This window comes from Azospirillum sp. 11R-A, assembly GCF_049472615.1.
GTDB classification, from domain to species: domain Bacteria; phylum Pseudomonadota; class Alphaproteobacteria; order Azospirillales; family Azospirillaceae; genus Azospirillum; species Azospirillum palustre.
Genome location: NZ_JBCEBL010000030.1, coordinates 23,849 through 34,109, shown reverse-complemented (window position 1 = coordinate 34,109; position 10,261 = coordinate 23,849). Strand labels below are relative to the sequence as shown.

Sequence of the window (10,261 nt, the reverse complement as noted above, 5' to 3'; positions counted from 1 at the left end):
TGCATATCAGGTCAGGTTCTGGTTCATGGTTTTGTCCGATGATGCGCTTACCCTGTTGCGAGGTTCGATCCGGTCTGTCTGGGCGTTGGAGCTTCTTCTTCTTCTGCGGCGGACTCCCGACCGGGACTGGTCGAATGGCGATCTGGTCAGCGAGTTGCGTGGCAGCGACGTGGTGGTGCAGGAGGCGCTGGCCGGGTTCCTCGGTGCTGGCCTGCTGGTGGCACAGACCGACGGCCGCCATCGCTACCGGCCGGCTTCCCCGCTGCTGGACCAGTGGGTGGAGGAGATCGAGCAGGCCTACGCCACCCGTCCGTCCGCCATCATCCGGGAGATCTTCGCGGCTCCCGGCAACAAGGTGCAGATCTTTGCCGATTCCTTCCGCTTCCGCCTCAACGATTGATCCCAGTGAATGAAATGACCGCGGTCTTCATAGTCAGGAATGCGTGCCGTCCCTTGCAGGGGGAGAGCGGGGTGGGAGAGACGACATGGATGTCGTGAAGTCGGCGGTCTATCTGCTGTGCTTTGCCGCCAGCCTGCTGTGCATGGTCCTGCTGCTGCGCAGCTATTTGCGTTCCCGCAGCCGGCTTCTGCTGTGGAGCACGCTGTGCTTCGTCGGGCTCGCCGTGAACAATCTGCTGCTGTTCATCGATGTGGTCGTCCTGCCGACACAGGTCGACCTGCTGCCGCTGCGCCAGCTCTCCGCCATGGCCGGCGTGGGCGTGCTGCTGTACGGCTTCATCTGGGATGCCGAGTGATGCTGCCCACCACCTCCAGCTTCTTCACCGGCGTGCTTGCGGCGCTCTATGCGGTGGCCGGGCTGTTCTTCCTCGGCTTCTGGAGACGGACGAGGGATGCGCTGTTTGTTAGCTTCGCGCTGGCCTTCCTGCTGCTGGCGCTGAACCAGATCGTGCTGGCGCTCGGCGGGCTGGAGCGCGAAGAGCAGAGCTGGGTCTATGTGCTGCGCCTGCTGGCCTTCCTGCTGATCATCGGCGCCATCGTCCGCAAGAACCTGGAGGGGCGGCGGCGCTGAACCCTATTCGGACGGCTGCCTTCTACTTGCGGCCGTCACCGAAGCGGCGGCAGTCCCGTTCGTCGGTCCCGGCTTCGGCCCGCCCGCCATTGGAGGTGCGGTAGCGCGAATCGTCGCATTGGCCGTTGCCGGCATAGCGGTTGTAGCCGCCGCGGCCCTCATAGCCGCTCGCATAGCCATTGCCGTAATAGCCGCTGTTGTCGTAGCCGCCGCGATGGCGCTGATGCCGGCCGCGGTTGCGGTCGCCATCGTCGTCGTCCCCGCCGGCGGTGGCGGCCAGCACGCCCAGCCCGACCACCGCGGCACCGATCAGCAGGGCGCCGGCCATGTCATCGTTGCCGTTGCCGGCACAGCCCGGCAATGCCAGCGAGCCGGCCAGGCAGACGGCCATCAGGGTCCTGCCGCCGAAGAACCCGCGCCTTGCCGCCGCTTGTGTGGTCATTGCCATTGTCGCCTCCCGAAACAGGGGTTCATTTACGCATGAACACATGAGCGGAGTTTTTCATCCTCTATCATTATAATTTCTATTTAGAAATATTTGCGCGACCCCGGTTCCGCTTGGCGGCTGCATACGGGAGGCTTACGGCGGGGCTTGGCCCGGCTGGCCGGAAGCCCTATGGTCGGCCAGCTGTCACCACTATCGCCAGCTGTCGCCAATATCGGGAGTGCGTCGATGTTCACCGCCAGGATCCTGCTGCTCGGCTCCGGGGAGCTGGGCAAGGAATTCGTCATTGCCGCCAAGCGGCTGGGCTGCGAGGTCATCGCCTGCGACAGCTACGCCAACGCGCCGGCGATGCAGGTCGCCGACCGGGCGGAGGTGTTCTCCATGCTGGACGCCGACGCCCTGCGTGCCGCCATCGCCAAGCACCGCCCCGATTATATCGTGCCGGAGGTCGAGGCGATCCGCACCGAGGTGCTGCACGAATTCGAGGATGCCGGCACCATTGTCGTGCCGTCGGCCCGTGCCGCGACCATGACGATGAACCGCGACCGCATCCGCGAGGTCGCGGCGACGGAACTCGGCCTGCGCACCTCGCGCTACCGCTATGCCGAGAGCCTGGAGGAGGTGCGCGCCGGGGCGGAGCACACCGGCTTCCCCTGCGTCGTCAAGCCGGTGATGTCGTCGTCCGGCAAGGGGCAGAGCACGGTGCAGGACGCCGCAGGGCTGGAGGGGGCCTGGGACTATGCGGTGGCGAACATGCGCGGCGACCGCCGCAAGGTGATCGTCGAGGAGTTCGTTCCCTTCGAATACGAGATCACGCTGCTGACCGTCCGCACCCGCGACGGCATCCTCTATTGCGAGCCGATCGGCCACAGGCAGGAGCGCGGCGATTACCAGGAATCCTGGCAGCCGGTCGCCATGCCGCAGGCGATGCTGGACGATGCCAAGGCGATGGCGGCGCGCGTCGTCGACAATCTCGGCGGCTACGGCATCTTCGGCGTCGAGTTCTTCGTCACCGCCGACGAGGTGATCTTCTCCGAACTGTCGCCGCGGCCGCACGACACCGGTATGGTCACGCTGCTGTCGCAGAACCTGTCGGAGTTCGAACTGCACGCCCGCGCCATCCTGGGCCTGCCGATCCCGAACATCCTGTGCCATGCCCCGTCGGCCTCCGCCGTCATCCTGGCCGACCGCGAGGCAGAGAATTTCCGCATCGAGGGGCTGGCGGACGCGCTGCGGTTGGGTTCGACCGAGCAGGAGGTCGACATCCGCCTGTTCGGCAAGCCGACCACCCGCAAGAACCGCCGCATGGGTGTGGCGCTCGCAACCGGCACCGACACCGACGATGCGCGGGCGCGGGCCAAGCAGGCGGCCGACAAGGTGGCGATCCGGTATCTGTGATCGACCGTGCCATGCAGCGGGCGGGGAGACGGTTCCTCGCCCGCCGCGGCGTTGTCAAACAGAGTTGGCGAGCGCTCCGGACAGAGGATTCGCCTCAATCAGGGCAGCTGCCCGTCCGGTGGTGGTGAGCGGCGCAGTCGAGCGGCCTTCGCGATAGCCGTAAGTGATGTAATGGGCCAGGGCCACCTGTTCGGTTTTGCCGGCATCCGGATTGCGCGCCATGTAGGCAGCGGTGTTGAAATTGGTCGTCCGTCCTTCCAAGCGGCCGGTAGTGACGTAATGCATGGCCGCAGCTGCCGTATTCGTCCCAAACGCCTTGATCAGGTCGGGGTTGGCCGCAATATAGGCCAGCGAGTTGAATGACGTGCTTCGTCCTTCCAAGCGGCCGGTCACCACGTAATGCTCGGTGGCTGCGGCGGTGTTGGCCCCGAAGGCGGTTGCGAGATCGAGGTTTGCGGCAATGTAGCTCGCTGCATCGAAACTCGTCGGCCTACGTTCATAAAAGCCTTTTTGAACGAAGTGCAGAAATGCGGCGGCTCCATTAGCGCCGAAGGCGGAGGACAGGTCGCGATTGACCGCCAGATAGCCCATTGCATCAAACGCGACCGCGCTGGCCGTGGAAACCGTCTTGTCGTTGAACCGGATATACTCGACGTTGGTCAGCAAATCGCAATCGGTGTTCAACCCCAGAACGGCCGTTTGCCCGCCATAGGCAATGACCTTACTATCCCGGTAGTAATTTGGTTGATTATACACGTAGGATAGCTGGTCGCTAATAATAGTGTCATTGCCATCGCCTCCGTCGATCGTATCGCTCCCGAGACCGCCACTGATCAGGTCGTCTCCGGCGCCAGCGAAGATCTGATCGTCGCCAACATATCCGTAAAGAGTATCGTTCGAAGCAGAGCCGAAAATCTGATCATTGTTTGTTAAAATGTACGTATTGTTCATTACGGTGGTAAGATCTGTAAAAGAATAGAATTTAAGATCAATATTAGAAATAGACAACGATGTTCCTCCGCTGATCGTGGGGATCGTCATTGAGGAAATTGCGCCTGAATGGAGAATGGATGAAGTAAAGTAAAATTTACCACCCATGGTAACGTCAACCGTCTGGTTTGTTCCCACCCAGTAGCGAATGACAGCCTGATTATGATCTACTGATACTACGCGATAGTTGGTAGGCCAATAACTGCCCAGGCCGCCGCGCGAAGACAGATCGACAGCAGCATTTGCAAAAATGGTGGCCATCTCGTTTCCTAACTAAAATCGACAGATATAGCGTCTGCCGCGCGTAGCAGCCGAAAAGATTGGGATGAAAACACACTTTTTGACTGTAAGTGCGCAATCTTAAAATGTCTAGCTTGGAAACAAAGACGCCTCAATCGCTGCAAAGCAGAGGCGACTACCGCCCCAGCAACCTATCCACCCGCCGCAGCGCCGGGAACATCGCCGCCCACAGCCCGGCGAGCCCGACAGCGCCGATGCCGCCCAGCACCACCGCCGGAACCGCGCCGATCAGTGCTGCGACGCTGCCGGATTCGAACTCGCCCAACTGGTTGGACGCGCCGATGAACAGGGAGGTGACGGCGCCGACCCGGCCGCGCATCTCGTCGGGAGTGGACAACTGGACCAGCGTCTGGCGGACGAACATGCTGACTTGGTCGGTGGCGCCGACCGCCAGCAGGGCGATGAAGGACAGCACCGGATCGGCCGACAGGCCGAAGGCTATGGTTGCGACGCCGAAGCCGGCCACCGCGATCAGCATCCAGCGCCCGGCATGGCGCTTCACGCCCCAGCGGGTGATGACCATCGCCATGGCGAGCGCCCCCAGCGCCGGCGCCGAGCGCAGCAGGCCGAGCCCCCACGGCCCGACATGCAGCACGTCGCGCGCATAGATCGGCAGCAGCGCCGTCGCCCCGCCCAGCAGCACCGCGAACAGGTCGAGCGAGATGGCGCCCAGAATCTCCGGCCGGCTGCGGATGAAGGCGGCGCCGGCCAGCATGCTGGTCAGGCTCATGGCGCGCCTGGTCATGGTGACGGGGCGCGGCCGGCAGGCGGCGATCAGCAGGACCGACAGCAGCAGCATCGCCGTGCTGACGCCATAGACCGCGGCCGGACCGGCGATGTAGAGCAGTCCGCCCAGCGCCGGACCGGAGATCTGCGCCACCTGCACGCCCGACGACTGCCAGGCGACGGCGTTGGGCAAATCCTCCACCGGGACGGTCGCGGACAGGATCGCCTGGTTGGCCGGCCCCTCGAAGGACTTGGCGAGGCCGATCAGCGCCACCACGGCAAAGGTGGCGTGGGGCGACAGGGCGCCCGCCATGGTCAGCAGGAACAGGGCGGCGACCGCGATCATCTCGACCGACAGGGCGCCGAACAGGACCGTCTTGCGGTCGTTGTTGTCGACCACATGGCCGGCCACCAGAACCAGCGCCAGCGAGGGCAGGAACTGGAACAGCCCGACCAGCCCGAGGTCGAGCGGGTCGCCGGTCATGGCATAGACCTGCCAGCCGACCGCCACCACCTGCATCTGGATCGCCAGCATCGAGCAGACCCGCGCGCTCCAGAACAGGGCGAAGGCGCGGTGACGGAAGGCCGACCGGAAACTATCCCCGGCCGCAGGGGCGCTGGTCATTCAAACTGGCTCCAGAAGTGTGGCGAGCCCCAGCCCGCCGCCGATGCCGAGCGTGGCGAGGCCTAGCCGGGGCGCACGGCCCGCAGCCGAAAACAGCATTTCGCTGAACAGGCGCGTCACCAGGATCGCCCCGGATGCGCCGTAGGGATGGCCGAGCGCCAAGGCTCCGCCGCCGACCGACACGCGCGATTGGTCGATGCCAAGCGCGTCGAGGCTGGCCAGCACCTGGGCGGCGAAGGCCTCGTTGAGCTCGACGAGGTCGATGTCGGCGACGGTCAGTCTGGGATTGCGGGCCAGCAGCCTGGTCACCGCCGGGATCGGGCCGGTGCCGAGGAGCTTCGGATCCACGCCCGCCGCGGCGCTGTCGACCACCACCAGCCCATGGGTGAGGCCGAGCGCGCGGAACTTCCGCTCCGACACCACCGCCACCACGGCGGCGCCGTCATTGACCGGGCAGGCGTTGCCCGCCGTAACCGTGCCGTCCGGCCGGAGAATTGGCCTCAGCGCCGCCAGCTTTTCGAGGCTGGTATCGGCGCGCGGGCAGTCATCGAGGACGACGACGCGGCCGTCGCGGAGATGCAACTGAACGATCTCGCGGTCGAACCGCCCGGCGGCCTGCGCGGCCACGGCCTTGCGGTGGCTGTCCAGCGCGTAGCGGTCCTGGCGGGTACGGTCGATGCCATAGGCCGTGGCGACGGTCTCCGCGGCCTCGATCATCGACGGGTCGCCGACCTCGTCGGGGGCGAAGCGGGCGCGGTCGTAGAAAGTCGGGCTGCGGTAGAGGCTGGACGGCTTGGCGACACGCCACGGGGCGGTGCTGGTGCTCTCAACCCCGCCGGCCAGGACAACGTCGCAGGCGCCGGACTGCACCAGCCGGGAGGCGAGATTGACTGCCTCCAGCCCCGATCCGCACTGCCGGTCCACCGTGACGCCGGGCACCGACACCGGCAGCCCGGCCGCCAGAGCCGACAGCCGCGCGACATTGCCGCCGGGACCGACTGCGTTGCCCAGCAGAACCTCATCCACCTCCGCGGGGTCGAGGCCGGCGTCGGCCAGCACCGCGCGGATGACCGGGGCGGCGAGATCCTCGACGGGAAGCTCGCGCAAGCTGCCGCCGATGCGCCCGACCGGGGTTCGCCGGGCTGCAACGATGATGGGGCGGCTGGTCACGCCACCACCTCCAGCCCGCCGTCCGGTCCGCCGAGCTTCGCCCGTTCGCGCACATCGGCACGGGCGATCTTGCCGCTGCCGGTCAGGGGCATGTCGGACGCGGCGAAGACCCGCCGCGGCGCCTTGTAACCCTCCAGCCGGTCATGGCACCAGCCGCGCAGGTCGGCGAGCGAGGCGCGCGCGCTTCCGCGCCACCACACGACGGCGGACAGGGCGTCGCCCCAATAGGGGTCGGGCAGGCCGAACACCACCGCCTCCGCCACCGCGGGGTGGGCGCGCAGGACCGCTTCGACCTCCGCCGGGTAGACGTTCAGGCCGCCGGTGATGACCATATCGCCGGCTCGCCCGACCAGCCGCAGCCAGCCTCCGTCGTCGATCCAGCCGTAATCGCCGACCGTGCCCCAGCCGTTCCGCTCGCGGTAGCCGGCGCCGTCGGTGACACCGAGATAGCCGTCGCTCAGCATGCCGCTGCGCACCCAGACGGTGCCGGGCCGGCCGCGCTCCACCGGACGGCCGTCATCGTCGCGCAGGCTCAGTTCCACCCCATGGAAGGGACGGCCGACGCTGTCGGCGGGGGCGCCTTCGCGGGACGAGCGCAGGCTGACGAAACTCAGCTCGGACGCGCCGTAATATTCCAGCACGGCGGCATCGGGGCAGAGGGCGGCCAGCCGGTCATGCACCGCGGGCGCCAGCTTGGCGCCGGAACAGACCACCCGGCGAAGGGCGGGGAACGGTCGGCCGTCGCGCTCGGCAGCGTCGAGAATGCCGACCAGCATCGTCGGTACCAGCACCAGCGTGGTGACGCCGCACTCCGCCAACTGCGCCGCCGCGTCGGTTCCGTCGAATTTCGCCTGCACCCGCACCGTGGCGCCGGCCGACAGCCCCTCCACCGCGCCATAGAGGCCCAGGCCATGGACCAGCGGCCCCGGCACGAGAATGACGTCCTCGGTACCGATGCCGAATTCCACCCGGCTCGCCTCCAGCGTCGCCAGCCAGGAGCCTTGGTTGCGGATGAAGGCCTTGGGCCGGCCGGTGGTGCCGGAGGTGAAGCCGACCAGGAACGGCCTCTTCGGATCGACGGCGGGCATGGTCCAGCCCGCCGGCTGCGCAGCGATCCAGGTGGCGGCGATCTCGGTCGTCAGATGCAGATCGGGGCGGAAGGTTTCGATGGCGGCGGCGGTCTGCGCGGCGCTCCATTTCGGGTCGAGCAGGCCGACGATGCCGCCGGCCGCGACGATGCCGAAGAACAATGCCAGCAGTTCCGGCCGGTTGCCCAGGCTGAGCGCTACGTGTGGCGGCGCTCCATCCCGGCGCAGGGCAGCCACACCGGCACCGGCCCGCCGCACCTGCTCCAGCAGCGCGCCATAGGACAGCGCTTCCTCGCCGAGGATCAGCGCCGGATGGTCAGGCGTCCGTTCGGCGGCCAGCGCAAAGGGGCGGACGAGGCTGTCCTCACCCAGATAGCCGCCGGTAAGGGATGGTTGCTCAGGAATCATTCTCTCAGGCATGAATCGGCAGGATGCCGGCGCGGCGGACGCCCGAGGCGGCGACGGCGGCAATGCCGGCCTTGATCAGGTCGCCCGGCACGAAGGCCAGCGTGCCGAACACCGCCTTGTCGATCGGCAGGCCTGCGACCAGCCACAGCCAGGGAATGCCGCCGGCATAGACGACCAGGATGCCGCCAAGCACGCTGACCGCGAACAGGCGGATCGGGTTGGCGGTGGTGGCGAACCGTTCCGCCAGCCAGCCGGTGACGAAGGCGCCGACCGGCCAGGACAGCACGAAGCCGCCGGTCGGCCCCATCAGGACGCCGATGCCGCCGCGACCCCCCGCCAGCAGCGGCAGGCCGGCCGCGACCAGCAGCACGAACAGCAGCGCTGCGATGCCGCCGCGCTTGGCGCCCAGGATGGTGCCGGCCAGCATGACGCCCAGAGTCTGCGCGGTGACCGGCACCGGTAGGAAGCCGAGCGGAATCGGCGGTGCCATGCCGAGCCCGCCCAGCAGGGCGGCGAACAGGGCGCAGAGGACGAGGTCGCGGGTGGACAACATGGCGGACGCTTCCTTCGGCTGGTGACGTTATCGTTGCGTGCTGTTTTTGTTTTCGCTCTCGTTCGTCCCGGCATCGACCGGGTCATAACCGCGCGCTTCCAGTGCGGCGGTCAGATCATCGGCCATGGTGAGGATCTTGACCAGCAGCGGAACGAACAGGGCGGCTATGTTGCGCTCCACGCCGCGGGCACGCTGGGCCATCCGCACCTCGCGCACCTGTTCGCCCAGCAGCGGGATGAAGCGGATGGTCAGGGCCAGCATCAGCGCCATCTTCGCCGGGTTGACCCCGACCGGCCGCAGCAGGCCGAACAGCCGCTCGAACAGATCGACCATGTCCATGACGCGGGTGGTCAGCGTGACCAGGGTCGCCAGCAGGATCAGGGCGGCGAAGCGGGCGACGGCGACCGCCGTCTCCTCCCACCCGCCGCCGGCCAGCAGCGCCTGGAAACCGAACAGCAAAGTCAGCATCAGCACCGGCGCCCGCAACTCCGCCAGCACCCGCCTGGCCGGCAGCCTTGCCGCCACAAGCACCGCGGCGCCGATCAGTCCGGCGGCCAGCGCTCCCCAGCTGCCGGGCAGGGCCAGCACCAGGATGGTCACCAGCAGCAGGCCGCCGAGCTTCGCCCCTGCCGGCAGGCGGTGAACGACCGACTCCCGATGCAGGTAGAGGCCCAGCATCAGTCGAGCCGCTCGATGTAGGCCGGTACGGTTTCCGTCGGCGGGCCGTCGACGACGACGCGGCCATCCTCCAGCACCAGCGCCCGGTCGAAATCCTTCACCATGTCGAGGTCGTGGGTGACGACGACCACCGTCTGCGGCAGGCCGCGCAGCAGGTCGATCACCTTGCGGCGGTTGCGCAGGTCGAGCAGCGTGGTCGGTTCGTCGAAGATGACATAGGCCGGCTCAAGCACCAGCACCCCGGCGATGGCGAGCAGCTGTTTCTCGCCGCCGCTCATCTGGTGGGCCGGCTGGTGCCGGTAGCGGTCGAGGTTGTAGCGCTCCAGCGCCCCGGCGACGCGGCGGGCGATCTCGTCCTTCGGCAGCTTGCGCGCCTTCAGCCCGAAGGCGAGATCCTCTTCCACCGTCGGATAGACGATCTGGGTGTCGGGATTCTGGAAGACGAAACCGACCCGCTGGCGCACCGCCCGGCCGTCGCTGCGGGTATCCAGGCCATCGACCGTGACGGTGCCGGCTGCCGGCACGATCAGCCCATTCAGCAGGCGGGCCAGCGTGCTCTTGCCCGAGCCGTTGCCGCCGAGAATGGCGATGCGCCGCTCGGCCAGCCGCAGCGACAGGTCGTGCAGGACGGGGCGGTCGCCATAGGCGTGGGTGACGGACCGGAGTTCGATCATCGACGGAGACCGGGCTTTCGCATTGCTGTTCTGTTGCGCGTGCGAAAGGTTCTTAGCGGGTTTGTCGGCGGGGTGCCAGGGGTAGCGTGGCTGTGGCAGCTCGGGCTTGATGTATGTCCGTATTTCTGTACATAGTTGTGGTGACTGCGGGCCTCATTAGACAAAAGCCCCTTCCC

The 10,261-nt window shown here is 67.0% G+C and carries 12 protein-coding genes; 4 read left to right on the top strand and 8 right to left on the bottom strand.

The features are described from left to right. The first annotated feature begins 25 nt into the window (after nt 1–25). From VH569_RS29020 to VH569_RS29010, 3 genes are all read left to right on the top strand, one after another. Entirely contained in the window at nt 26–400 is a 375-nt protein-coding gene (locus tag VH569_RS29020) for a hypothetical protein (RefSeq protein WP_098737976.1), read from the top strand. A gap of 85 nt (nt 401–485) precedes the next feature. Further along, nucleotides 486–755 (top strand): DUF5985 family protein, encoded by a 270-nt coding sequence (locus tag VH569_RS29015; RefSeq protein WP_199235262.1) that lies wholly within the window; start codon nt 486–488, stop codon nt 753–755. Continuing rightward, nucleotides 755–1,030, top strand: a complete 276-nt coding sequence (locus VH569_RS29010; RefSeq protein WP_377806903.1) for a DUF5985 family protein — start codon at nt 755–757, stop codon at nt 1,028–1,030. The genes VH569_RS29015 and VH569_RS29010 overlap by 1 nt, the downstream gene beginning before the upstream one ends. 22 nt (nt 1,031–1,052) lie before the next feature. On the opposite strand, the gene VH569_RS29005 is transcribed toward VH569_RS29010, so the two are convergent. After that, nucleotides 1,053–1,472 (bottom strand): hypothetical protein, encoded by a 420-nt coding sequence (locus tag VH569_RS29005; protein WP_423319996.1) that lies wholly within the window; start codon nt 1,470–1,472, stop codon nt 1,053–1,055. Nucleotides 1,473–1,703: 231 nt separating this feature from the next. Here VH569_RS29005 and purT point away from each other — a divergent pair, with 231 nt between their 5' ends. Then, a complete protein-coding gene (gene purT, locus VH569_RS29000) occupies nt 1,704–2,873 on the top strand; it encodes a formate-dependent phosphoribosylglycinamide formyltransferase (protein WP_423319994.1) in 1,170 nt (389 codons plus the stop codon). A gap of 54 nt (nt 2,874–2,927) precedes the next feature. Here purT and VH569_RS28995 read toward each other — a convergent pair whose 3' ends face one another. From VH569_RS28995 to VH569_RS28965, 7 genes are all read right to left on the bottom strand, one after another. Then, nucleotides 2,928–4,124, bottom strand: coding sequence for a hypothetical protein (locus VH569_RS28995; protein ID WP_423319993.1), 1,197 nt, complete (start codon nt 4,122–4,124; stop codon nt 2,928–2,930). 154 nt (nt 4,125–4,278) lie between these two features. Then, nucleotides 4,279–5,514, bottom strand: a complete 1,236-nt coding sequence (locus VH569_RS28990; RefSeq protein WP_423319991.1) for an MFS transporter — start codon at nt 5,512–5,514, stop codon at nt 4,279–4,281. Continuing rightward, nucleotides 5,515–6,684, bottom strand: a complete 1,170-nt coding sequence (locus VH569_RS28985) for a thiolase family protein (protein ID WP_423319989.1) — start codon at nt 6,682–6,684, stop codon at nt 5,515–5,517. Further along, a complete protein-coding gene (locus VH569_RS28980) occupies nt 6,681–8,180 on the bottom strand; it encodes a class I adenylate-forming enzyme family protein (RefSeq protein ID WP_423319987.1) in 1,500 nt (499 codons plus the stop codon). Before VH569_RS28980 ends, VH569_RS28985 begins: the two co-directional genes overlap by 4 nt. A gap of 4 nt (nt 8,181–8,184) precedes the next feature. Beyond that, the gene (locus VH569_RS28975) at nt 8,185–8,733 is read right to left on the bottom strand and encodes a biotin transporter BioY (protein WP_423319985.1); all 549 of its coding nucleotides are present in this window, start codon (nt 8,731–8,733) and stop codon (nt 8,185–8,187) included. A gap of 27 nt (nt 8,734–8,760) precedes the next feature. Then, nucleotides 8,761–9,411: an energy-coupling factor transporter transmembrane component T family protein gene (locus tag VH569_RS28970; protein ID WP_423319984.1), complete on the bottom strand. Its 651-nt coding sequence runs from the start codon at nt 9,409–9,411 to the stop codon at nt 8,761–8,763. Further along, nucleotides 9,411–10,085, bottom strand: a complete 675-nt coding sequence (locus VH569_RS28965; RefSeq protein ID WP_423319983.1) for an energy-coupling factor ABC transporter ATP-binding protein — start codon at nt 10,083–10,085, stop codon at nt 9,411–9,413. The genes VH569_RS28970 and VH569_RS28965 overlap by 1 nt, the downstream gene beginning before the upstream one ends. Nucleotides 10,086–10,261 lie beyond the last annotated feature (176 nt).